21 protein-coding genes and 1 tRNA gene are annotated in these 23,679 nt (G+C 68.6%); 8 read left to right on the plus strand and 14 right to left on the minus strand.

Going from position 1 to position 23,679, the window contains the following annotated elements; genetic code table 11:
• Nucleotides 1-11 precede the first annotated feature (11 nt).
• Nucleotides 12-890, minus strand: coding sequence for a CoA ester lyase (locus ATO4_RS13415; RefSeq protein ID WP_083592034.1), 879 nt, complete (start codon nt 888-890; stop codon nt 12-14).
• A 260-nt stretch (nt 891-1,150) separates the two neighbouring features.
• On the opposite strand from ATO4_RS13415, the gene ATO4_RS13420 reads away from it, so the two are divergent.
• The 4 genes from ATO4_RS13420 to ATO4_RS13435 all read left to right on the plus strand — a co-directional run bounded on the left by ATO4_RS13420 (nt 1,151) and on the right by ATO4_RS13435 (nt 3,617).
• Nucleotides 1,151-1,600: a ferritin-like domain-containing protein gene (locus tag ATO4_RS13420; protein ID WP_083592035.1), complete on the plus strand. Its 450-nt coding sequence runs from the start codon at nt 1,151-1,153 to the stop codon at nt 1,598-1,600.
• Nucleotides 1,601-1,789: 189 nt separating this feature from the next.
• Entirely contained in the window at nt 1,790-2,614 is an 825-nt protein-coding gene (locus ATO4_RS13425; protein ID WP_083592036.1) for a manganese catalase family protein, read from the plus strand.
• A gap of 169 nt (nt 2,615-2,783) precedes the next feature.
• Nucleotides 2,784-3,389: a 3-isopropylmalate dehydratase small subunit gene (gene leuD, locus ATO4_RS13430; RefSeq protein ID WP_083592037.1), complete on the plus strand. Its 606-nt coding sequence runs from the start codon at nt 2,784-2,786 to the stop codon at nt 3,387-3,389.
• A 153-nt stretch (nt 3,390-3,542) separates the two neighbouring features.
• A tRNA-Thr gene (locus ATO4_RS13435) sits at nt 3,543-3,617 on the plus strand.
• Nucleotides 3,618-4,307: 690 nt separating this feature from the next.
• Here the strand turns inward: ATO4_RS13435 and ATO4_RS13440 are convergent.
• The 9 genes from ATO4_RS13440 to ATO4_RS13480 form a co-directional block, all read right to left on the minus strand.
• The gene (locus tag ATO4_RS13440; protein ID WP_083592038.1) at nt 4,308-4,652 is read right to left on the minus strand and encodes a RidA family protein; all 345 of its coding nucleotides are present in this window, start codon (nt 4,650-4,652) and stop codon (nt 4,308-4,310) included.
• The gene (locus ATO4_RS13445) at nt 4,649-5,815 is read right to left on the minus strand and encodes an FAD-dependent oxidoreductase (RefSeq protein WP_083592039.1); all 1,167 of its coding nucleotides are present in this window, start codon (nt 5,813-5,815) and stop codon (nt 4,649-4,651) included. Before ATO4_RS13445 ends, ATO4_RS13440 begins: the two co-directional genes overlap by 4 nt.
• A 26-nt stretch (nt 5,816-5,841) precedes the next feature.
• On the minus strand, nt 5,842-7,227 hold the full coding sequence (locus ATO4_RS13450; RefSeq protein WP_083592040.1) for an FAD/NAD(P)-binding oxidoreductase: 1,386 nt from the start codon (nt 7,225-7,227) through the stop codon (nt 5,842-5,844).
• On the minus strand, nt 7,224-7,514 hold the full coding sequence (locus tag ATO4_RS13455; RefSeq protein ID WP_083592041.1) for a (2Fe-2S)-binding protein: 291 nt from the start codon (nt 7,512-7,514) through the stop codon (nt 7,224-7,226). The genes ATO4_RS13450 and ATO4_RS13455 overlap by 4 nt, the downstream gene beginning before the upstream one ends.
• On the minus strand, nt 7,498-8,607 hold the full coding sequence (locus ATO4_RS13460; RefSeq protein WP_083592042.1) for an FAD-dependent oxidoreductase: 1,110 nt from the start codon (nt 8,605-8,607) through the stop codon (nt 7,498-7,500). The genes ATO4_RS13455 and ATO4_RS13460 overlap by 17 nt, the downstream gene beginning before the upstream one ends.
• Nucleotides 8,607-9,407: an ABC transporter permease gene (locus ATO4_RS13465; protein WP_083592043.1), complete on the minus strand. Its 801-nt coding sequence runs from the start codon at nt 9,405-9,407 to the stop codon at nt 8,607-8,609. The genes ATO4_RS13460 and ATO4_RS13465 overlap by 1 nt, the downstream gene beginning before the upstream one ends.
• On the minus strand, nt 9,404-10,255 hold the full coding sequence (locus ATO4_RS13470) for an ABC transporter permease (RefSeq protein WP_083592044.1): 852 nt from the start codon (nt 10,253-10,255) through the stop codon (nt 9,404-9,406). Before ATO4_RS13470 ends, ATO4_RS13465 begins: the two co-directional genes overlap by 4 nt.
• Nucleotides 10,252-11,313, minus strand: coding sequence for an ABC transporter ATP-binding protein (locus ATO4_RS13475; RefSeq protein ID WP_083592045.1), 1,062 nt, complete (start codon nt 11,311-11,313; stop codon nt 10,252-10,254). Before ATO4_RS13475 ends, ATO4_RS13470 begins: the two co-directional genes overlap by 4 nt.
• Nucleotides 11,314-11,403: 90 nt before the next feature.
• Entirely contained in the window at nt 11,404-12,441 is a 1,038-nt protein-coding gene (locus ATO4_RS13480) for an ABC transporter substrate-binding protein (RefSeq protein ID WP_083592046.1), read from the minus strand.
• 112 nt (nt 12,442-12,553) lie between these two features.
• Here ATO4_RS13480 and ATO4_RS13485 point away from each other — a divergent pair, with 112 nt between their 5' ends.
• Nucleotides 12,554-13,507 carry a LysR substrate-binding domain-containing protein gene (locus tag ATO4_RS13485; protein ID WP_083592047.1) on the plus strand — a complete coding sequence of 318 codons (954 nt, stop codon included), beginning with the start codon at nt 12,554-12,556 and terminating at the stop codon, nt 13,505-13,507.
• Nucleotides 13,508-13,516: 9 nt separating this feature from the next.
• Here ATO4_RS13485 and yihA read toward each other — a convergent pair whose 3' ends face one another.
• The 4 genes from yihA to rpmH all read right to left on the minus strand — a co-directional run bounded on the left by yihA (nt 13,517) and on the right by rpmH (nt 16,669).
• Complete coding sequence (gene yihA / locus ATO4_RS13490; protein ID WP_083592048.1) at nt 13,517-14,200, minus strand: ribosome biogenesis GTP-binding protein YihA/YsxC; 684 nt, start codon at nt 14,198-14,200, stop codon at nt 13,517-13,519.
• Nucleotides 14,201-14,304: 104 nt separating this feature from the next.
• Nucleotides 14,305-16,110, minus strand: coding sequence for a membrane protein insertase YidC (gene yidC, locus ATO4_RS13495; protein WP_083592049.1), 1,806 nt, complete (start codon nt 16,108-16,110; stop codon nt 14,305-14,307).
• Nucleotides 16,110-16,499, minus strand: coding sequence for a ribonuclease P protein component (rnpA, locus tag ATO4_RS13500; RefSeq protein ID WP_083592050.1), 390 nt, complete (start codon nt 16,497-16,499; stop codon nt 16,110-16,112). The genes yidC and rnpA overlap by 1 nt, the downstream gene beginning before the upstream one ends.
• Before the next feature lie 35 nt (nt 16,500-16,534).
• Nucleotides 16,535-16,669, minus strand: a complete 135-nt coding sequence (rpmH, locus tag ATO4_RS13505; protein WP_083592051.1) for a 50S ribosomal protein L34 — start codon at nt 16,667-16,669, stop codon at nt 16,535-16,537.
• Between the two features lie 386 nt (nt 16,670-17,055).
• Between rpmH and ATO4_RS13510 the strand changes: the two genes are divergently transcribed.
• From ATO4_RS13510 to ATO4_RS13520, 3 genes are all read left to right on the plus strand, one after another.
• Nucleotides 17,056-20,451, plus strand: a complete 3,396-nt coding sequence (locus tag ATO4_RS13510; RefSeq protein ID WP_083592052.1) for a LysM peptidoglycan-binding domain-containing protein — start codon at nt 17,056-17,058, stop codon at nt 20,449-20,451.
• A 346-nt stretch (nt 20,452-20,797) separates the two neighbouring features.
• Nucleotides 20,798-22,666 carry an ABC transporter ATP-binding protein/permease gene (locus tag ATO4_RS13515; protein WP_139802436.1) on the plus strand — a complete coding sequence of 623 codons (1,869 nt, stop codon included), beginning with the start codon at nt 20,798-20,800 and terminating at the stop codon, nt 22,664-22,666.
• Between the two features lie 207 nt (nt 22,667-22,873).
• The gene (locus tag ATO4_RS13520; protein ID WP_280940496.1) at nt 22,874-23,677 is read left to right on the plus strand and encodes a phosphatidylserine decarboxylase; all 804 of its coding nucleotides are present in this window, start codon (nt 22,874-22,876) and stop codon (nt 23,675-23,677) included.
• Nucleotides 23,678-23,679 lie beyond the last annotated feature (2 nt).

The raw sequence follows: 23,679 nt of genomic DNA on the forward strand, positions 1-23,679 counted from the left end.
CGACCTTCTGTTCAGGCGGCCGCGCCGCGCGCTGCGATGGCATCGCGCATGGCAAGGACGCGCCGGGCCTCGGTGAGGTGGAGCCGTTCGATCATCCGGCCGTCGATCTGGATCACCCCGCGACCGGCGTTCTGCGGACGGGCGAAGGCGGCGACGATGGCTTCGGCCTCGGCGATCTCCGCCGGGGAGGGTGCGAAGGCGGCATTGGCCATGTCGATCTGCCGCGGGTGGATCAGCGTCTTGCCGTCGAACCCCATGCGCCGGCCGGCCGCGCATTCCCGCTCGAAACCGTCGACGTCGCGGAAGTCGCCATAGACGCCGTCGAGAACCGAGAGGCCGTTCGCCTTGGCCGCCAGCACGATCTGCATCAGCCAGGGCAGGAGCTCGGTCCGCTCCGCGTCCGGCCGCAGGTTGGTCGCCAGCCGAATGTCGTTGGGGCCGACGACGAGGGCCGACAGCCGGCCGCGCACGCCCTTTCGCGCGATCTTCTCGGCCTTCGCGACGCCGCGCGGCGTCTCGATCATCGCCCAGAGCCGCAACTTCGCCGGTGCGTCCATCTCGTCGAGGGCCCGGGCAGCGTCCCGCAGGCCGTCCTCGTCCTCCACCTTCGGCAGCAGCACGGCGTCGATGCCGGCGCCGCGCGCCATCAGGAGATCCTCCGCGCCCTCGCGGGTCTCGAGCGGATTGATGCGCACGATCCGGAACCCGGAAAAGCCGCCTGCGGCGAGATGGTCGCGCAGGGCCTCGCGCGCGTCTTCCTTGGCCTCGGGGGCGACGGAGTCCTCGAGGTCGTAGATCAGCCCGTCGGCGAGAAGGCCGTCGGACTTTTCGAGCGCCCGCGGATTGGCGGCGGGCACGAACAGGAGGGAGCGCAGGAGAAGCTCGGTCATGGCCGTTCGTCTCGCTCAAATCGCCGCGCCGCGCAAGCGCCATGCGCCGGCGCGCGCCCCTCCGTCCGCTTGCTGCGCCACCGCCTCGATGCGCTCAGTGCTTTCGACAATGTTACAGTGCTTAAATAAGTGATGGCCGCTGCTAAAATGTCCAAAGCATGACGTTTAGCCGTCGGAGTATTTACGCCGGACATGACTTGGAACGATCAATTGCGGCAGCGCTTCTACCCCGTGAATCCCAACCACGGCAGGAGGCCCCAATGGCGACCACGGTAGGACACGAGAGTGGCATCAACTCGCTCGTTCAGGATCTCATCTTGCTGGAGCGCGATGCGATCGCCGCCTATGAATCGACGATCGAGAAGCTTTCCGATGCAGCGCTCTCGTCCCAGATCGCACGCTTCAAGCAGGACCACATGCAGCACCTCGAAGTGCTGAACGAGATGGCGGCGGAGCTCGGCATCGATGCGCCCCAGGAGGGCGACGCCAAGCAGTGGCTGACCACCGGCAAGATCGCTCTGGCGCAGCTGATGGGCGACAAGAGCATCCTCAAGGCGATGAAGACCAACGAGGACGATACCGTCACCGCCTATTCCCGCGCCACCAACCATCCGGACGCGGTCGAGAAGTCGCGGGCCTTCTTCGCCAAGGCGCTGGCCGACGAAGAGCGCCACCGCGAGTGGATGGACAAGACCGCCTCGGCGCTCTGATCCGGGCGCCGGCCGGGTTCGCGCCCGGCCGGCCGCCGGCGCTTGCTCATGACGAGATCATCCGTGACGCGAGCTGCGCCTCGCGCGCGGACAAACGCGGGCTTTGCCCCCGCGATCCCGGAGGGCCGTCCGCCCCCGCGGACCCCTCCTGAGACCCAGCACTCTCCCCACAGTCAAAAGGGACGATCCATGTTTCACCATTCCTCGAAGCTCCAGTACACCGTGCGCGTCGACACCCCCGATCCGCAGTTCGCCAAGCTCCTGCAGCAGGCGATCGGCGGCATCGAGGGCGAGATCCGCGTCGCCATGCAGTATTTCTTCCAGGCGATGGGCGCCCGCGGCGACGACCGCATCCGCGACATGCTGATCTCGACCGCCACGGAAGAGCTCTCGCACATCGAGTTCCTCGGCCATGCCGTGGCGCTCAACCTCGAGGGCGCTCCGGTGACCGCGCAGGAAGAGGCGGCGAAGGACCCGGTGGTCAACGCCATTCTGGGCGGTGCCAATCCGCGTCATCTCCTTTCGTCGGGCCTCTCCGCGATGCCGGTCAACGCCAATGGCGTGCCCTTCGACATGAGCCATGTCTACGCTACCGGCAACATCGGCGCGGACATGCTGGCCAACGTCACCGCCGAGGCGGGCGGGCGTGTTCTCGCGTCGCGGCTCTACAATCTGACGAACGACAGCGGCATGAAGGACATGCTCTCCTTCCTCATCGCCCGCGACACGATGCACCAGCAGCAGTGGCTGGCGGTGATCGAGGAACTCGGCGGTCTTGCCGCGGCGCTGCCGATCCCCAACTCCACCCCGGAGAACCACGAGGCGATGCAGCACTCCTACTATTATCTCAACACGCTGCTCGACAAGGAAGCGCCCCAGGGCCGCTGGTCCTCCGGCCCCTCCTTCGACGGCCGCGGTGAGTTCTCGGTCAAGCAGCAGCCGGAGCCGGAAGGCCAGGTTCCGAGCCTCGGCAAGGCGCGGCCGAATTCCGGCGCCCAGACCGAGCAGATGTGATCCGACATCCTCGAACGCCATCCGACAGGGATACCGGGACCGGCAGCGCGCAAGCGCTGCCGGTTCTGCGTTTGCGGCGTATGGGGCAGGGGCGGATGCCGCCGATTTCACCACGGCCGTCAGTCATGCTATCGATCGGGGCGAGACCGACACCACCTTCGAGGCAGACATGCAGAAATTCGACAAGCTGACCGGGGTCGCCGCGCCCCTGCCGATCGTCAATGTCGACACCGACATGATCATTCCCAAGGACTATCTGAAGACGATCAAGCGCACCGGCCTCGGCACCGGCCTCTTCGCCGAGCTGCGCTACAACGGCGACGGCACCGACAATCCCGACTTCGTCCTCAACCGGCCGGCCTATCGCAACGCCGAGATCCTCGTCGCCGGCGACAATTTCGGCTGCGGTTCCTCCCGCGAGCATGCCCCCTGGGCGCTGCTCGATTTCGGCATCCGCTGCGTGATCTCGACGTCGTTTGCCGACATCTTCTACAACAACTGCTTCAAGAACGGCATTTTGCCGATCCGCGTCACGCCCGAGCAGCTCGCTCTGCTGATGGACGACGCCGAGCGCGGCTCGAACGCCCGCCTCACCGTCGATCTGGAACGCCAGACGATCTCCGGCCCCGACGGCGGCGAGATCTCCTTCGACATCGATCCGTTCCGCAAGCACTGCCTGATCAACGGCCTCGACGACATCGGCCTGACGCTGGAGCGGGCCGATTCGATCGCCGACTACGAGAAGCAGCTGGAATCGGAACGCCCCTGGGCCTGATTCCCGGCGCCCGTAAGCCCCGCGCCAGCCAGCGCGCCTAGACGAACCCGGTGGCGGGCAGGCAAAACCTGTCCGCCCTGCGGCCTTTCCGGTGAAACCGCGCGATCGGGTGTTGACGCGCCCGGCGAAATCATCGAAGAAGGCGCCCGCGGCGCTGTGGTAGCTCAGTGGTAGAGCACTCCCTTGGTAAGGGAGAGGTCGAGAGTTCAATCCTCTCTCACAGCACCATTTTTCCCTCAGATCTCAATTCGGGATTTTGCACACGAAGCGCGCGATTGCGCGCGGCGTGTTGGACAGCAAGTCGTAGGGTGGCTGGTCTGCGTAGATCCGAGTTATCGGGCGCTTGGCGATACATCGATGCTTTTCTCCAGCTGAGACTGGATATCGCCTAGCTGTCGACGATCGGTCCAGAAAACCGTTGACCAGCACTTTGTCCGTTCGTAGGAAAAGGAGCGTGGACCAGGGTCCACGCGCCAGCTTGTAGCTCGTTTATCTCTTTGGCCGGAGGGCGAGCATCAGGAAGATTGCCCCGAGGATGCAGATCGCCGTGGAGGCGGTCTGCCCCTCGGCGGTAACCTCAAGCATGCTTGCCTTTATATGTACTCGGTCGATTGCCGCTACATGTTCATTAAGAAGACTGACTGGGGGCGGCACTCCGCCACATAAATGTAGTCCGTGTATCACGGCTACCTCCTGTTACGAGATCGCCAAGTCGGCGACGTTGCAGGGATAGAGCATCGCTCAAGACCTGCAAATCGCGCGGGTGCCCCGTCCCCATCTTTCACGCGTCAGATTTCGTTAATTCTTGCTGCCGGCTCGCAAATCGTCTGTAGCGTTCGCAGACCTATGACTCGACGCAAGAAGGCCCCGGATCCTTGCGGATCCGAGGCCCCCGGTTCTCGCTTCGCAGAAGAGCGCTTACTTCGCGGCGGAGATGACCACCTCGATCAGGACGTCCTTGCCGAGTTCGGCGACGCCGATGGTGGCCCGGGTCGGCAGGTGCTCGGCCGGGATCCACTCCAGCCACGCCTCGTTCATGCCGTCCTTGGCGGCGAAGTCGGAGATGTAGATCATCGCCGTCAGGAGCTTCTCCTTGGAGGAGCCGACCTTTTCGAGGAGATCGTCCAGCTTGGCGCAGATTTCCGCCGTCTGGCCCTTCATGTCCTTGGATTTGTCGTCGGCGACGAGGCCGCCGAAATAGAGGACGCCGTTGTGCTCGACGACGCGGTGGTTGATCTTGGTCTGGATGTGGCGGGTGATCACGCTGAAAGTCCTTCGGTCTGCGTGAGGGATGATCCGGAGGCATCGGCCTCCGGGGCGAAACGGGTGATCGCAAAGGGTGCGATCGGCGCGTTGGTGCGGCCGGTGGCGACCAGCTCGGCCATGATCTCGCCGACGCCCGGCCCCATCTGGAAGCCGTGGGACGAGAAGCCGAAGGCGTGATAGGCGCCCTCCTCGGTGGAGGAGGGCGAGATCACCGGAATGCCGTCGGGCATGCGGCCCTCGATGCCGGCCCAGGAGCGCACGATGCTCGCGCCCTTCATGATCGGAAAGATGGCGATGGCCGTCTCGGCGGTCCGGCGCAGCTCGGAAAAGATCAGCTCGGAGACGTTGGTGTCGGGCAGGGCCCGGCCGCGCAGCCCGCCGCCGATGACCACGGTGCCGTTGGCCATCTGCTTGAAGGAGAGCGGCCGGCTCTGGTTGCCGACGACGGCCGTGCAGAAGCGCGGCATGCGGGACGTCACCAGCATCATCGGCGCCGTCGGCTCGACCTCGACCGGCTCGCCGAGCTGCCGGGCGATCTCGCCGGCCCAGGCGCCGCCGCAGTTGAGCAGCCGGCGGCCGGTGAAGACGCCCCGGTCGGTGGTCACCTTGAAGTCGGACCCGACGCGCGTCACCCGTTGCGCCCGGCAGTTCTCCTCGAAGCGCACGCCGAGCGCGCGGGCCTTGCGGCTGAAGGCGAAGGTCGTCTGGTAGGGCTGGGCGAAGCCGTCGTCGAGGCTGGCGAGGCCGCCGACGCAGTGTTCGGCCACCGCCGGCAGATGCGCGCGCAGCTCGCCGCGGTCGAGGACGACCTCGTGCTCGAACCCCATGGCCCGCAGATGCGCGGCGCGGGCCTTCAGCTCCTCGAGGTCGGCCTCGCTCTCGGCCACCTTGATCTGCGGTGCCCGCTGGAAGCCGCAGTCGTCGTCGACGAGTTCCTCGATCCGGTGCCAGATCTCCATCGAGCGCTGGGAGATCGGCACCTCGGCATAGTGGCGGCCGAGCCGCCGCACGCCGCCGGCATTCACGCCGGAGGCATGGCGCCCCACCGTGTCCTTCTCGATCACGACGACGTCGAGGCCGCGCATGGCGGCATGCAGCGCGGCCGAGCAGCCGTGGATTCCCCCGCCGATGACGAGGAGGTCCGCCGTCCGGTTGGTCATGGGATGACGCCTTCTGAGGGTTTCGTCTATTCCGCCGCCTCGCGCGGGGCCTCCGCGCCGAGGCCGGCGAGCTCCGACAGGAGCAGCGGCTTCAGGGGCGGGCGGATGCGGTAATAGTCGACGGTGGAGGGCGATTCGCCGCGTGCAGCGGCGATGATCTCGCTCACCGCAAGGCCGCACATGCGCCCCTGGCAGGGACCCATGCCGGCCCGCAGGAACGACTTCACCTGGTTCGGCCCCGGCGCGCCCAGCGCCACGGCCTCGCGGATCTGCCCGGCGGTGATCTCCTCGCAGCGGCAGACCATCACCGCGTCGGCCGGCGACAGGACGTCGTCCGACGGCGCATAGAGCGCCTCGAGCAGCGGCCGCACGGCGCCATCCTTTGCAAGCGCGGCGCGCAGATCGGCGCGCTCTCCCGAGACCGGCCTGCCGGCCTTCTCCGCGATCCGCATGGCGACGAGCCGGCCGCGCATCGCCGCCGACTTCGCCCCGCCGATGCCGGCCCCGTCGCCGGCGACGAAGACGCCCGGCACCGAGGTCTCGAAATCCTCGCCCAGCACCGGCAGGAAGGCCCGCTGGCTCTCGTCGAAGCGATGCTGGCAGTTCATCACCCGGGTCATCTGCTGGTTCGGCACGACGCCCTGGTGCAGCGCCACATGCGCCGTCTCGATCCGGTGCCGCTTGCCGCCGCTGGAAAAGCTCACGGCGGTGGCCGCCTTGTCGCCCTCGATGGCGATGTCCTCGGCGTCGCGGTGGACCGGCACGCCGGCCCGCTTCACCGCCCGCATCATCGCAAAACCCTTGGCGAGATAGCGCCAGCCGGGCAGCGCCCGCACCACATGCCGCGCGGCGGCCCGGTAGCGGCTCCTCGGCACGGTCTCGACGATGGCCTTCGGCGGCACGCCGGCGGTGATCATCTGGGTGGCGGCGAGCCACAGCAGCGGCCCCGAGCCGACGAGGACGAGGTCTTCGAACACGATGCCGGAGGTCTTCAGAAGGATCTGCGCCGCACCCACGGTGGTGACGCCCGGCAGGGTCCAGCCGGGCATCGGCGTCGGCCGCTCGATCGCGCCCGTCGCGACGACGAGGCTCCTCGCCTCGACGCTGTGGGAGCGCCCGTCCGCCGAATAATCGATGCGCTTGGCGCTGTCGACATTCCAGACCACGGCGCCGGAGACGTAGTCGGCGCCGGAGGCACGGAACGCCTCGGCGAGTTGCGCGCCCTCGCCATAGTCCTTGCCGAGCAGCGCCCGGCGCTTGTCGTCCGAGACCTCGATGTCGCGGAAGATCTGGCCGCCGGGGCGCGGCTGCTCGTCGAGGACGAGGCTGGAGAGCCCGGCCCGGCTGGCTTCGGTCGCGCAGGCCATGCCCGCCGGGCCGGCGCCGACGATCACCACATCATAGCTGTTCATGCCGCCACCTCGTCCGCCGTCTGGCGGTTCACCGTCATGCCCGGCTCCGCCACGATCATGCAGGCCTGCCGGTTCGGCACGCCGTCGATCTCGACGAGGCATTCGAAGCACACGCCCATCATGCAGAACGGCCCGCGCGGCGCGCCGGACACCACCGAAGCCCGCGTCGTCGTCTCGCCGCTCGCGATCAGCGCGGCGGCGATGGTCTCGCCGGCGCGCGCCTCGACGTCGCGGCCCTCGAAGGTGAAGCGGACCGTCTCGCCGTTTGCGTCAATTCGCTGGGGCATCGAACCTCCTTGCGGTGAATGCGACAAGCTCCTCGCCGAGCGCGCCTTTCGCGATCATCGGGGCGAGGGCCAATGCGTGGGAGCCGGCGAGGGTGACGCCGGAATGGCAGTTGACCGAGAAGACGCCGGGATGGCTCTCCGACTGCTGATAGATCGGATAGCCGTCGGGGCTCATGATCCGCAGCGCCGCCCAGGACCGGACGATGCGCAGGTCCTTGACGAACGGAAACATCCGGATCGCCCGTGCGGCCAGCGTCGCCATCACGTCCGAGGACGACGAGACGTCGAAGCCGACATCCTCGTGGCTGTCGCCGATCATGATCGAGCCCTCGCCGGTCTGGCGGACCACATGGGTCGGCATGTTCAGGCGCGGCCGGGTGCGCTCGGTGACGAGGATCTGGCCTTTCAGCGGCGCAATGTTCAGGTCGAGGCCGACGTTACGGCCCAGCGCCTTGTTGCCGAGGCCGGCGGCGAGCACGATCCGCCCGGCGCGGAAGGTGCCGGACGGTGTGGTGACCGCATAGCCCTCGCCGTCGCGGGCGATCGATTCGGCCTTGGCGTCGGCGACGATGCGGCCGCCGCGGCGCTTGATGCCGTCATGCAGCGCCCGCAGGAGGTAGAGCGGGCTCGCATGGCCGTCATGCTCGCAATAGGTGCCGCCGACGACCTCCGGCCCGATCTCCGGCATCATCTCCCGGACTTCCTGCCGGTCGAGGATGCGGGCGCCGTAATTGGCCGCGCCATGAACGTTGTGGAGCCGGGCGATCAGGCTCTTGCGCTTCTCCAGCTCCTCCTCGGAGAGGCAGAAATGCAGCCCGCCCGGCTTCTCGTAGGCGGTGGAGACACCGGTCTCCTCCTTCAGCATGGCGTCGAGGGAGGGCCAGAGATCGGCGCTCCGGCGGGTCCAGATGGCATAGTCGGGATAGCCGTCGCCCTTCGACTGCACCCAGACGAGGCCGAAATTGCCGCGCGAGGCCCGGAAGGCGACGTCGCCTTCGTCGAGAACGGTGACCTTGAGGCCTTCTCTGGCCAGACCATAGGCGGTGGCGGCGCCGACGAGGCCGCCACCAAGCACGAGCGCATCGCTCTGCATCAGCGCGATCCTTCTCCGATGAGCAGACGGTCGAGCCCGTAGAGCCGGTCGACGATCAGCATGAGCGCGACCGTGAACAGGATGGCGACCGTGGAGACCGAGGCGACCAGCGGGTCGGTGGTCTGGGTGATGTGGGAAAACAGCTTGACGGGCAGGGTCGTCGTCGCCGGATTGACGATGAAGACGGTGACGGTGAGCTCGTCGAAGCTGGTGATGAAGGCGAGCACCCAGCCACCGACGATGCCGGGCACGATGGCGGGCAGGGTGATCCGCCGGAACACCGTCCAGCCGCCGGCGCCGAGCGACGTCGCGGCCCGGGCGATCGACGGGTCGAGCCCGATGACCGAGGCGAGGACGAGGCGCAGGACGAAGGGCACGATGATGACGACGTGGCAGAAGACCAGGCCCCAGAAGGTGCCGTTCAGCCCCATCATCGACAGGAACCGCAGGAAGGCGATGCCGAGCACCACCGTCGGCACCGTCAGCGGCGACAGGAACAGCGCCTGCAGCGCGTCGCGGCCGGCAAAGCGGCTGCTGCCGATGGCGAGCGCGGCGGGCACGCAGATCACCGTCGCGATGGTCGCCGAGGCGGCGGCGAGCTTGAGGCTCATGATCGCCGCGTCGATGAAGTCGGGATTGTCGAGGATCGCCCAGAACCAGCGCAGCGAGATGCCGCTCGGCGGGAATTCCAGAAACCCTTCCGGCGTGAAGGCGACGCCGACGACGACCACCAGCGGTGCCACCATGAAGATCGCGAAGACGAGGCTGAAGAGCTTGGCGAAGAGGCTGTTCCGGATCATTCGAACACTCCCGCGAAGCGCTTCTCCACCAGCCGGTTCCAGGCCACCATGATGGCGAGGACGGAGACGAGGAGGATGATGGCGATGGCGGCGCCGAGCGGCCAGTTGAGCGTGTTCAGGAACTCGTCATAGACGGTGGTCGAGACCACCTTGACCCGCCGGCCGCCGAGGATCGCCGGCGTCGCGAAGGCGCTGGCCGACAGCGAGAAGACGATCAGCGAGCCCGACAGGATGCCCGGCATCGCCTGCGGCAGGACGATCCGGCGGAACACCGTCGAAGGCTTCGCGCCGAGGGATTCGGCGGCCTTCTCCGTCGCCGGGTCCTGGCGCTGCAAGGCCGCCCAGACGGCGAGGATCATGAACGGCACCATGACATGGACGAGGGCGAGCACGATGCCGCCGGAGGTGTACATCATCTTCAGCGGCCGCTCGATCAGGCCGATCGTGCGCAGGGCGTCGTTGATGACGCCGTTGTTGCCGAGGAGGATCGCCCAGCCCAGCGTGCGCACCACGACGGAGATCAAGAGCGGGCCGAGCACCACGAGGATCATCAGCGAGCGCCAGAACGGATGCATGCGCAACAGGAAATAGGCCTGGGGCGTGCCGATCAGCGCCGCGATCACGGTGGTCGCCAGCGCGATCAGGAAGGTGCGCAGGAAGATCTCGTAGAAATAGCCGTCGCTGAGCACGTCGGCGTAGTTCTGGAGGCCGAAGGTCGGCTTGATGCCGCCGTAGAAGTCGAAGCTGTTGAAGGAGAGCACCGCCGTCATCACCAGCGGCGTCACCAGCATGACCGCGAAGATGACGAGCGCCGGCGCGCTCAGGAGCCACGGACGGGCGCTGGTCATGCGGCCGTCTCCACGGCCAGGATGCGCAGATGCTCCGCCTGCCAGGCGAGGTGGACGCTCTCGCCGACCTCGGGCTCGCGCCGGCCGCTGTTGCGGCGCATGACGAGGATCTCGCCGAGGGGGGTGTCGACCTTGAACAGCCACTGGTCGCCGAGAAAGATCCGCTCGGTGACGCGGCCGGCGACGAGGCCTTCGCCATCGCCGCAGAATTCGATCCGCTCGGGGCGCAGCGAGATCAGCACCGGACCCGCCGTTTCGCCATGGGCCGGGCCGTTCAGCCGCAGATCGCCGCAGCGCAGGACCGTGCCGTCGGCGCCGACGCTTTCCACATGCGCGTCGATGGCGTTGCTCTTGCCGAGGAAGGAGGAGACGAAGCCGTTGGTCGGCCGGTCATAGGCGTCGAAGGGCGTCGCCTCCTGGACCAGCCGGCCGCCCTGCATCACCGCGATCCGGTCGCTGAGGGCCATGGCCTCCGACTGGTCGTGGGTGACCAGCAGCGTGGTGACGCCGGCCTCCTGCTGGATGCGGCGCAATTCCAGCTGCATCTCCTCGCGCAGCTTGGCGTCGAGATTGGACAGGGGCTCGTCGAGGAGCAGCAGCTCCGGCTCGATGACCAACGCTCTCGCCAAAGCGACGCGCTGGCGCTGGCCGCCGGACATCTGCCGCGGATAGCGGCCCGAAAGATGCGACAGGTGGACGAGGTCGAGGGTCGCGGCGATCCGCTTCTTGCGCTCGGCGGCGGGGATCTTGCGCATCTCGAGGCCGAAGCCGACATTCTCCTCGACCGTCATGTGCGGGAACAGCGCATAGGTCTGGAAGACGATGCCGAGGCCGCGCGAGCGCGCCGGGATCTTCGCCAGATCGCGGCCGTTGAGATGGATCGCGCCGCCGGACGGCGTCTCGAAGCCGGCGATCATCTGCAGGGTGGTGGTCTTGCCGCAGCCCGACGGGCCGAGCAGCGAGACGAACTCGCCCTTCTCGACGCTGAGGGTGAAGCGATCGACCGCCACCGTCTCGCCGAAGCGCTTGGTCAGGTCGCGTAATTCCAGGATAGCCATGTGCGTTCGTTCATTCCGTCGCGCGGGTCGCCGCAGGACGGGAGCGGGCGTTCGGCCCGCTCCCGTCGGTTGGTCAGGCAGCAGCCGCTGTCAGCGCTCGACCTCGCGCGCCCAGCGCTGGGTCCACTCCTGGCGGTTCGGGTTGATGACGTCCCAGTCGACCTTGACCAGCTTGGAGATCTGCTCTTCGCCATAGGGCAGCCACTCGGCGAGGTTGTCCGGCAGGACGGTCTTCTTGTTGACCGGGCCCGACCCCATCGCGTCGGCGAGCTTCACCTGGATTTCCGGGTCGAGGAGATACTTCACGAACTCCTGAGAGGCCTCCGGAGCGTCGCTTTCGACCACCGGGCAGGCGGCGAGCATGAGCGCCACGGCGCCTTCCTTCGGATAGGCGAACTTCGCCGGGAAGCCGGTGTCGGCGAGCGACTTGGTGCGGCCCGAACCCCAGATCGACAGGGCGATCTCCTTCGACTGGAAGAGCTCCGACATCTTGCCCGAGGACGGCTCGAAGACGAGGACGTTGGGGGCCACCTTGTCGGCCAGCGCCTCGTAGCCGGGATCGATGTCGGTCTCGCCGCCGCCGTTCAGCCGCGCCATCATGACGAGGGTATGCAGGCCGTAGGTGTTGGAGATCGGCGGGATCGACAGGATCTGCTCGAACTTCGGATCTTCCAGATCCTTCCAGCTCGACGGCGGCTCCCAGCCCTTCTCCTCGAACCATGCGGTGCTGTAGGTGAAGCCGGTGGCGACGAAGCCCACGCCGATCGAATTCGGGCCGATCTTGGCGAGGTCGTAGATGTCGGCGCTGGCGGAGATCGTCTCGTCGAGCGGCGCGCAGAAGCCGAGCGCGTCGGCCTGGTACATCGGCCCGTCGTCGAGGATCACGACGTCGAGCTCCTGGTTGCCCTTCTGGGCCTGAAGACGCGCGAGGTTCTCGGTCGAATTGCCGGCGACGAACTGGACCGTGACGTCGTGGGTCTTCTCGAACTGAGGAATGATCAGTTCCTTCATCAGCGTCTCGAAGGAGCCGCCGTAGCCGCCGACGGTCAGCGTCTTGGTCTGCGCCTGGGCGGCGACCGTCGCGAAGACCGATCCCGCCGCAGCGAGCATGAGGAGATGTTTCTTCATGAAGTTCCCTGCCGATGCCTGATTTCGTGCAGGCCTATCGTTTAGGCGTTTCCCATTCCGCGCAAATGAAATTAAAGGATAGACTCATTCCAGGGAGTTATACGGCACCGGAATGGCCCAGCCCAACATCCGCCAGTTGACCGCGTTCAACGCCATCATGAAGGCCGGCTCGGTGACCGAGGCGGCCGAGCGGCTGTTCGTCAGTCAGCCGGCGGTCACCAAGCTTCTGAAGGGCTTCGAGGAGGCCTGCGGCTTCTCGCTGTTCGAGCGGGGGCAGGGGCGGCTGAAGCCGACCGCCGAGGCGCGCCAGCTGTTCGCCGAGACGGAGAAGCTGGAGGCCGGCCTGATGCGGATCTCGCGCATCGCCGAATCGATCCGCAACCTGGAACGCGGCGAGGTCTCGGCGGTGACCTTCCCCGGTCTCGGCATGCATCTGGCGCCGCAGGCGGCGGCGGCCCTCCTGATGCGCAGTCCCGAGCTCCGGCTGCAGCTGTTCACCCGCACCTCGCGCAGCATCGAGGACTCGATGGTCACCGGCAAGGCGGATTTCGGCATCAGCCTCCTGCCGGCGACGTCGCCATCGCTGAAGTCGGCGAAGTTCGAGGAGATCGAGCTGTTCCTGGTCGCGCCCGCGAGCCACCGGCTGGCGGCGCGGGAGGTCGTCGCCGTCGAGGATCTCGAGGGCGAGCGGCTGGTCGCGCTCGGCCGGGAGGACCTGTCCTATCCGATCATCGAGGCGGCCTTCCACCGTGCCGGGGCGACGATGAATCCGGTGGCCGAAGTCCAGATGGCGGATGCCGCCTGCGCCATGGTGGCGGCCGGGGCGGGGATCTCGATCGTCCCCTCGCTCGCCTCGGCGGGCGCCCAGGGCGGCGGCGTCGTGTTCCGCCGGCTGAGCCGGCCGATCGTGATGACGTCCTGGCTGATCACGCCCCGGGGCGAGGCCATGTCGCTCCTGTCGGAGGCGCTGCTCGGCGAGATCCGCGCCCGCATCCGCCGGCTGCAGGACCCTCCGGACCGGGCCGATCCGCAGGCGTTCGACCCGCAGGCTCCGTTCCGGCGTTAGCCCCGGACGTCACTCGGCCAGCGTCAGGATCTCGGCGCGCAGGTCGTCGAGCCCCCTGCTCTTTTCCGAGGAGGTTGCGATCAGCCTTGGAAACGCCGCCGGTCGCTTGCGGGTGCGCTCCTGCGTTTCTGCGAGGAGCGTCTCGACGGCGGGCGGCTTGATCTTGTCGGTCTTGGTGAGGACGATCTGGTAGGACATCGCCGCCTTGTCGAGGAGCTTCATGACCTCCTCGTCGTTCGGCTTGATGCCGTGCCGCGCGTCGATCAGCAGGAACACCCGCTTCAGCGTCGCCCGCCCGCGCAGATAGTCGAACACCAGCGCCGTCCAGGCGTCGACATGGTCCTTCGGCGCCTTGGCATAGCCGTAGCCCGGCATGTCGACGAGGACGATCGGCGGCAGCCCGGCCTCGACCGTGCCGTAGCCGTCGGGCACGAAGAAGTTCAGCTCCTGCGTCCGCCCCGGCGTGTTGGAGGTGCGCGCGAGGCCCTTCTGGCCAAGCAGGGCATTGATCAGCGACGACTTGCCGACATTCGAGCGGCCGGCGAAGGCGATCTCGGGCGGGCCCTCCGGCGGCAGGAACTTCAGCGCCGGGACGCCGCGCACGAACACCCAGGGCTTGGCGAAGAAGCGCCGGTCGGCCTCGCTGGTCGCAGACGAGGGGGTCTCGGAGGAGGGTGCGTCGGTCGGGGTCATGATGCCGGCTCCACTGCCGCTGGCCGCGCGCCGGATGGAACGCGGGCCTGATGGAAAAGGGGCCCGATGGCAAAGGGGCGGGCTCTCGGCCCGCCCGTCAGGTCTCAGGTCGACGTCTTCGGTTTTCGCTTGAAGGCGCCGCGCATGTTGTCCCACAGCTCGATCTTGGCGCCGTTGCGCTTCATGATGACGCTCTGCTGGATGATCGACAGGAAGTTGTTCCAGGTCCAGTAGATCACCAGCCCGGCCGGGAAGGCCGCCAGCATGAAGGTGAAGACCACCGGCATCCAGGTGAAGATCATCTGCTGGGCCGGGTCCGGCGGCGTCGGGTTGAGCCGCATCTGGATGAACATGGTGATGCCCATCAGCAGCGGCCAGACGCCGACCATCAACAGGTGCGGCAGGGTGATCGGGATCAGCCCGAACAGGTTGAAGAGCGAGGTCGGATCGGGCGCCGCCAGATCCTGGATCCAGCCGAAGAACGGCGCGTGCCGCATCTCGATGGTGACATAGAGGACCTTGTAGAGGGCGAAGAACACCGGAATCTGGATCAGCATCGGCCAACAGCCGGCCGCCGGATTGATCTTCTCCTCCTTGTAGATCCGCATCATCTCCTGTTGCTGCTTCTGCTTGTCGTCCTTGAAGCGCTCGCGCAGCTCCATGATCTTCGGCTGGACGGTCTTCATCCGCGCCATCGACTTGTAGGACTTGTTGGCGAGCGGGAAGAAGAACAGCTTCAGGATGACCGTGACGACGAGGATCGCCACGCCGAAATTGCCGACCAGCTTGTAGATGTAGTCCAGCGCGTGGAACATCGGCCGGGTGATGAAATAGAACCAGCCCCAGTCGATCAGCTGGCCGAACTGGCGCACCCCCAGCGTCTCCTCGTAGCCGTCGATGATGTCGACCACCTTGGCGCCGGCGAAGGTGCGCGAGGTCGTCGTGGCGGTCTCGCCCGGGGCGACGGCGATCGGGTCGGAGACGAATTCGGTCTGGTAGTGCGGCCGCTGGCCGGACAGGTAGAGGAACTGCGAGCCGAAGGGCCGGGCGGTCTCGGGCACGAGCGCCGTCGCCCAGTACTTGTCGGTGATGCCGAGCCAGCCGCCGCTGGACTTGGAGTGGGCGACCTTCTGGTCGTCCTCGATCGACGAATACGAAACCTCGTTCAGCCCGTCCTCGCCGAACACCCCGAGCAGGCCCTCGAAGAGCACGTAGGCGGCGGCGACCTCGGGCTTGGAGTAGCGCACGACGCGGCCATAGGGCTCGACGGAGACCGGCGCGGTGCCGCCGTTGACGATCGCGTCCTCGACGGTGAACATGAAATTCTCGTCGACCGAGATCGTCCGGTTCACCGTCAGGCCGTCGGCCGTCGCGGTCAGCGTCACCGGTGTCGAGGGGGTCAGGGTCGCGCCATCGGGCGCCTGCCACTCGGTCGCCGCGCCGACGACCGGGCCCTTGCCGCGCACCAGAAGGCCGGTCTCGGCGAAATAGCCGTTCGGCAGCTGCTCGGGCGAGAACAGGACGATGGTCGGCGAGGTGTCGTCGACGGTCTCGTGGTAGTTCTTCAGGCGAAGGTCGTCGATGCGCGCGCCGGTGAGGTTGATCGAGCCGGTGAGCTGCGGCGTGTCGATGGCGATGCGCCGCCCCTGCGAGATCACCGCATCGCGGTCCTCCGAGAGCGGCAGCTGCGGGCTGGTGATCACGCTTTCGCGCCCCGAGGGGGCGGCGGTCTGGGTCTGGTCGGTGCCGGCCGGCGTCTGCGGCGTCTGCAGCGACCCGTCGGCGCGCTGGGTGCTCTCGACCGCCTGCCGCTGGGCGTCCATGCGCGGACTGACGACGAAATACTGCCAGCCGATCAGAACCGCAATGGAGAGCGCCATGGCGATCAGGAAGTTGCGGTTGTTTTCCATTACTCAGACCTCGATCGGCGTTTGGATCGGCCTTCGCCGCCTGGCGTCGTCTTCTGATTCGGCCCGGCCATCCGGGAGAAGCGTTTCCGCAATTCCTCTGACAGGGTGGTGAACGGCGCCGCCAGCACGTCGCGGCGCGCGACGATGACATAGTCGATCCCGGGCACCATGTCAGCCTCGGCGCCGATGCGGATCGCCTCGCGCAGCCTGCGGCGGATCCGGTTGCGCTCGACGGCATTGCCGACCTTGCGGGTCACCGTCAGCCCGAAGCGCGCCGGAGCGGCGTCGCCGCGTTCCAGCGCTTCGATGAAGAACAGCGGGCCGTTCAGGCGACGGCCCTTGCGCGCGGCGAGAAACTCGGCGCGTTTCTTGAGCTTTTCAGCCGCCATGACTGGCGATCGGCTGATCGCCCATCCGGCCGGCGTCAGGCCGACAGGCGCTTGCGGCCGCGCGAACGGCGCGCTGCAATGACCTTCTGGCCACTCTTCGTCGCCATGCGGGCGCGGAAACCGTGGCGGCGTTTGCGGACGAGCCGCGAAGGCTGGTAGGTACGCTTCATCGTCAATCCCCGCGTGGTTTCAGCACGCGGGCCCTTCAGTCGTGTGTGATCCGGAAATCCGGTGCGGCCATCGAACGCAATTCACCATCGCGCGGAGCGCCGCCCGCTCGCTTGGGGGGGCTTATAGGAAGGCATGGCGGTAAAAGTCAATTCCCGACTTTGTTTCCCGCCTGCCGCCGGCTCGCCCGTCCGGGGCTGCGAAACCACATCGCACTGCCTGCCGCCGGCCGCATCCCCCCGCAATCGCGCTGTCGATCCGGCCCCGATGGCCCCATCAGTAACGCTGAATGGAGCCAAAGCTTGTGGCGGCACCACCGGCCCGCTAAACCTCAGGCACGTCTCACGACTTTTTTAGCGGCGGGAACGCCGCCTGATCGAGCGGTCACATGCAGCGCAGAGCCATCGGCATCGTCCTCTTCTGTCTCGTCCTCCTGGTGGCGATCGTCGCCGGCTACTGGGACATGCTGGATTCGGAGCGGCTGCGGGTCGCCGAACGGACCAGCAAGGGCGCGGTCGGCGAGGCAACCGTCGATCCGGAAGCAGCCACCGGGCCCGGCGGCGCAACGCTTGGCTCAAGCGCCGGCACCGAGGGTTCCGCGGCAACGGACACCGGCCGGGAGGGCGGTGAACCTGCGCCCGGGTCCGAAGCGGCCGGACCGGCCGTGACGCCGGATGACGCCGCTCGCGAGGCTGCGGCACCGGCGGGCGGTGCGTCATCCGCCGCGGCCCCTGCGGCCGAGGTCGCGCCGGAAGCGACCGGGCGGGCAGAAACCGCGCAGGCAGAAACCGCGCAGGACGAGGTCGCCGCGTCGGCAGAGAGCGCCGCCGGACAGGCTCCCGTGGACGTCGTCGAAACACCGCCTGACGCGCCAGCGCCTGCCCAGGAGCCCGCAGCCGAAGCCGCCGGCGCGCCGGGCGAGGCCGCCGACAGGCTCGCCGCCGGCAAGTCGGGCCGCCAGCAGGATGCGGGCGAAGCGGGATCGGCCTCCGCCGATGCCGGGACCGCTTCGGCTCCGGCTTCTGAAGATGTCACCGCCGCACCGGTCGAGCCCGCCACGCAAGAGCCGGCGCCGGAGAATCGCCCTGCCGGAGGGGAAGGGCGTGTCACCGAAGCTCGTGAAGCCCTTGAGGAACCCGCCCCGGAAGATGCCGCCTCGCGCGCCGACGCTGCGTCAGCATCCGCCGGCGCACCGGCGCCTGCGGCCGACGCACCGCCAGCCCCGGCCGCCGACGGATCGGCAGCCGACACCGCTGCCGCAACCCCCCAAGCCAAGTCCTCCCAAGCCGAAACCGCCCAGCCCGAGCCCGGCGACGCGAATGCTGCGGCATCGACGTCTGGCGAGGAGCCGCCGGTGCAGACGGACACCGATCCGCAGACGGCCGCCGCTCCGCAGGCGCCGGCCACGCAGCCGGATCCGGGCGCTGCCGTAACCGCCGACACCGAGGCACGCGAGGCGCCAGCCGGCAACGAGCCCACGCCGTCCGCCGAGCCGGCCGAGCCGCAGCTGGCGGAAGGCGAGGGCGACGAGCCGCGCTTCGACGTGCTGCGCGTCGAGCCGGACGGTTCGACGCTGGTGGCCGGACGCTCGGCGCCGAACAGCACCGTGACGCTGCGCGACGGCGATCGGACGCTCGGCACCGACAAGGCCAACCGGGACGGCGACTTCGTCATCGTCCTCGACCAGCCGCTGGCGCCCGGCGACCACTCGATCCAGATCCAGTCGCAGGACGACAAGGGCGCCGACACCCTCTCCCGCGAGACGGCGGTGGTCTCCGTGCCGGCGGACGGCGATGCGAAGAACCTCCTCGCGATGATCGAGACGCCCGGCGAGCCGTCCCGGCTGATCGAGACGCCCAGCGCCCTCCTTGCGCCGCCGGCGACCGGCGAGGCGACCTCGCAGGCTGCGCCGGATGGGTCGGGCTCGGCCGAAGCGCCGTCTGCGTCCCCCTCCGATACGACCGGCGACGGCGTCGCGACCTCGCCCGCGACCGCGACAGGACCTGACGCAAGCGGGCCTGACGCAAGCGGCCCGGATGCAACCGGTCCTGACGCAACCGGCTCCGCCGATGCGCCGGCTGCGCCCGGCGAAACCGACATGGCCGATGCGCCATCGTCTCCGGCCGAATCCGACGTCGCCGGGCTGGTCCCCGAGCCCGCCACGCCGGCCGAAGCGCCGGTGACCGCCGGCACGCCAGAGGCCCGTGCGCCAGAGACCTCTGCGCCAGAGCCCTCTGGGCAAGAGACGTCCGGGCAGGAGACCAGCGGGCAAGCGGCCGCCGGCCAGGACACCGGCAGCCGGCAGGCCGGCGGGCAGGAGAGCGCCGCGCCGCGCAGCGACGCGGTGGACGATCCGGCTGCCGCCGCTCCCGACGCCCCCGCTCCCGATGCCGCGCCGCAAGACGGGCAACGCGAGACGGCGAGCGTCGAGCCGCCCGCCGGCGCGGCCGAGTCTTCGGCCGGCTCAGGCGGTGATGCGCCGCAGCGCGAGTTGCGGGTCGAGGCGGTGGAGATCGACGGCGGGCGGATGTTCGTCGCCGGGGCGGCCGAGCCGGGCACGCGGTTCCGCATCTATGTCGACAACCAGCCCTTCGCCGTCGGCACGGCCGACCGCAACGGCCGTTTCGTCGTCTCGACCGACCAGCAGCTCGCCGTCGGCGACCACTTGATCCGCGTCGACCAGATCTCGCCGCAGGACCGGGTCGTGGCCCGGGTCGAGGTGCCGTTCTTCCGGCCGGAGGGGACGTCCCTCGCGGCGACCGCCGAGCCGGGAACGCCGGAGCCCGATCCGGCCGCCGCCGCCGATGGTGAGGGAATCGCCGGCGCGGCGCCCGCCGAACCGGATCGCGGCGCCGCCGCAGAGAAGGCCGCCGCGCTCTCCAACGCCCCGGCCGAAGGGGCTGCCGCCCCGGCTGCCACGGAGACTGCCGAGACGGCCGACGAGACGCCCGCCCCGTCGCCCGAGCCTCGCGTCGCTGCGGCGCCCCCGCAGCCGACAGCCCGAGAGGCGACAGCCCAGCAGCCGACAGGCCCCGACTCCTCCGCCCCCGCGCCGGCCGAGGAGACGACTGCCTCCGCCGCACCCCCCCGGACGACAGGCGAGCCGACGAGCGAGCCGGCGAGACAGGAGGCATCCTCGCCTCCGGCCGAGCCCTCCGGCTCCCGCGACCGGCTCGCATCGACCGGCAACCCCGCGTCCGGCGAGGCGCCGGGCACGGCGGCGCCCGGCGATACCGCTTCGTCCCCGGCCGGTACCGATTCGGACGGCACCCGCGACGCCGACCTCGCCGCGCGTCTCGGCGGTGTCGACGATGCCCCGCAAGCGCCCGCCATCCCGCCCCGGACGCAAGCACCGACGCAGACCGCAAAGACCGCGCAGGGCGCGCAGGCCCGGACCGGCACCGGCGAGCCCGATGCGATCGCCGCGCCCGAGGCGTCCGCGCCAGCCCTCCCATCCGTCGCCTCGGCCGATCCGGCCGCAGCGCCCGGCGGCACCGCAGGCGAGACCGCCGGCGAGACGGCCGCCGGCGAGAAATCCGGACGCATCCCCGTCACCCGGCAGCCGGCGCTGGCCGCCTCGCGGAGCGCACGGGTGATCATCCGCAAGGGCGACACGCTGTGGCGGATCTCGCGGGAGACCTATGGCGCCGGCAGCCGCTACACCGTCATCTACCTCGCCAATGGCGACCAGATCCGCAATCCGGACCGGATCTATCCCGGGCAGGTCTTCCGCATGCCGGAGGAGCGGCAGGGCGCCGGCGAGGTCTCCGGCGCCGTCAACTGATCTGCCGTCGCCGGGTCCTCGCCGTGCCCCGATCCTGGGGCCCTCCGGCCGGGCGCTGCGAGCGCCGCCGTCCGGCTGCCGGCTGACGGTCGGTTGCGGCTCCGCCCCGGCTCGCCTGCGGCCGGGGGGTGATCCCTTTCGCCGCGGGCGTTACGATCGGTCGCCGAAATGACCGGTCGATCTTTGCGCCAAGAAGCCTTAGATCCGTTCCAATCTCTTTCGCACCCATCGAGGTCGAAGCCGTGAGGCTTCTTCCGGAAGGACGATCTTGGCCGATACCAGCAGCGCCCGCGTCACAGGCGACAGCGGCGAGACCTTTTCCACGCTCCGCAATCTCTGGCCCTACATGTGGCCGAGCGAGCGGCCGGACCTCAAGATGCGGGTGGTCTGGGCCTCCTTCTTCCTGGTCCTCGCCAAGCTCCTCACCGTCGGCGTGCCCTACTTCTACAAATGGGCCACCGACGCCCTCGACGGCAGCAGCGGGGCCGGCACCGGGGCCGGCACGGGCGCCGGCGATACGGCGGCCGCCGTGGCCGCGACGCCCGGCTGGCTGCCGCTCTTCCTCGCCGGCGCGATCACCCTCGTCATCGCCTACAACGTCGCCCGGGTCATCTCGGTCGGGCTGAACCAGCTGCGCGACGCGCTGTTCGCCCGCGTCGGCCAGCATGCGGTGCGCCGGCTCGCCTATCGCACCTTCGTCCACATGCACCGCCTGTCGCTGCGCTTTCATCTGGAGCGGCGCACCGGCGGCCTGTCGCGGATCATCGAGCGCGGCACCAAGGGCATCGAGGCGATCGTCCGCTTCACCATCCTCAACACCATCCCGACGATCCTCGAATTCGCCCTCGTCGCGGTCATCTTCGGCTTCGCCTACGGCCTCTCCTATGTCGCCGTCATCGCCGTGACGATCTGGCTCTATGGCTGGTTCACCATCAAGGCGAGCGACTGGCGCATCGAGATCCGCCGCGACATGAACGACAGCGACACCGACGCCAACACCAAGGCGATCGATTCGCTGCTCAACTTCGAGACGGTGAAGTATTTCGGCAACGAGACCATGGAGGCCGAGCGCTTCGACCGCTCCATGGCCCGCTACGAGATCGCCGCGACACGGATCTGGACGTCGCTCGGCTGGCTCAACTTCGGCCAGGGCGTGATCTTCGGCGTCGGCATGGCGATCGTCATGGTGATGTCGGCCCTGGCGGTCCGCGACGGCACCCAGAGCCTCGGCGACTTCGTCTTCGTCAACGCCATGCTGATGCAGCTGTCGATCCCGCTCAACTTCATCGGCTTCGTCTACCGCGAGATCCGCCAGGGCCTCACCGACATCGAGGAGATGTTCGCGCTGCTCGGGATCAATGCCGAGGTGGTCGACAGGCCCGGGGCGAAGCCGCTCGTCGTCAGCGACGGGGCGATCCGCTTCGAGAACGTCCGCTTCGGCTACGATCCGGCCCGCGAGATCCTCAAGGGCGTCTCCTTCGAGGTGCCGCCGGGCAAGTCGGTGGCGATCGTCGGGCCGTCCGGGGCCGGCAAGTCGACGATCTCGCGGCTCCTGTTCCGCTTCTACGACGTGAAGGGCGGCCGCATCACCATCGACGGTCAGGACATCTCTGAGGTGACGCAGGAGAGCGTGCGCGCGGCGATCGGCATCGTGCCCCAGGACACCGTCCTCTTCAACGACACCATCGCCTACAACATCCGCTACGGCCGCATCGACGCCAGCGAGGAGGAGGTGATGCGCGCCGCCGAGCTCGCCCAGATCGCCGGCTTCATCGAGCAGCTGCCGGGCGGCTTTTCCGCCATGGTCGGCGAGCGCGGCCTGAAGCTCTCCGGCGGCGAGAAGCAGCGCGTCGCCATCGCCCGCACCATCCTCAAGGCCCCGCCGATCCTCGTCCTCGACGAGGCGACCTCGGCCCTCGACACCCATACCGAGCAGGAGATCCAGTCGGCGCTGGACCTCGTCTCGAAGAACCGCACGACCCTCACCATCGCCCACCGCCTGTCGACGATCATCAACTCCGACGAGATCCTCGTCCTCAAGGCCGGCGAGATCGTCGAGCGCGGCTCCCACCGCGAGCTGCTTGCAATGGGCGGGCTCTATGCCGAAATGTGGGCCATGCAGCGCGAGGCGACCGAGGCGGAGGAAGCGCTGCGGCGGGCCCGCGAGAGCGACGAGATGGGTGTCCTCGAGCGGCGGCGGACGCCGCCGGTCTGACCGCCCGCCAAGGCCGCCGCGCAGCGTCTCGGCCGTGTCTCGGCCGTGTCTCGCCCGGGCCGGTAAGGAACGGCTGGCCTGACGCAGCGTTGGGTCGCATGGCGAAGGGATCGTTCGGCCGCCTTGCGTGACCGGCCCCCTTGCGTGACCGGCCCTTGCGTGACCGGATCGTGATCCCGCCCGGCACCGGGGAGCGTCCCGGGAGGTATCGCGGGGCCGCCGCATCGGCTAAATCCAGCGGGCGCGACCGGGCGGGCGCTTTCGGGCGAAACGCAGCAATCGGGCGACAAGAACAGGAAGAAGACGGCAAACGTGCATATCCTCACCTCGATCCGCAATGTCCTGACGCCCATCCACCGGGCCGGCTATCCCTTCATCGCCGCCTTCTTCGGCGTCTCGGTCGTCCTCGGCTTCCTGTGGCAGCCGCTGTTCTGGATCGGCCTGATCCTGACCCTGTGGTGCGCCTATTTCTTCCGCGATCCCGAGCGCATCACCCCCGTCGCCGACCATCTCGTCGTCAGCCCCGCCGACGGCCGGGTCTCCCTCGTCGGCCATGTCGCACCGCCGGTGGAGCTCGGCCTCGGGACGGAGCCGATGCTGCGCATCTCGGTGTTCATGACGGTGTTCGACTGCCACGTGAACCGCGCCCCGATGCGCGGCCGCATCGCCCGCATCCTCTACCGCGAGGGCGAGTTCAAGAATGCCGAGCTCGACAAGGCGAGCGAGGTCAACGAGCGCAACGCCATGGTGATCGAGACGGCGCAGGGCGAGATCGGCGTCGTCCAGATCGCCGGCCTGATCGCCCGGCGGATCATCTGCTGGTCGCAGGTGGAGGACCGCATCGAGGCGGGCGAGCGCTTCGGCCTCATCCGCTTCGGCTCGCGCCTCGACATCTATCTGCCGGGCAGCGTCCGGCCGCGGGTCGCCGAAGGCCAGACGGCCTTTGCCGGCGAGACCATCATCGCCGAATATGGCGACCATCTGCCGACCTGGCCGTCGAGGCGCGACTGATG

Origin of the sequence: Aurantimonas sp. 22II-16-19i (genome assembly GCF_002088275.1) — a bacterium.
In the GTDB taxonomy this organism is placed as follows: domain Bacteria; phylum Pseudomonadota; class Alphaproteobacteria; order Rhizobiales; family Rhizobiaceae; genus Jiella.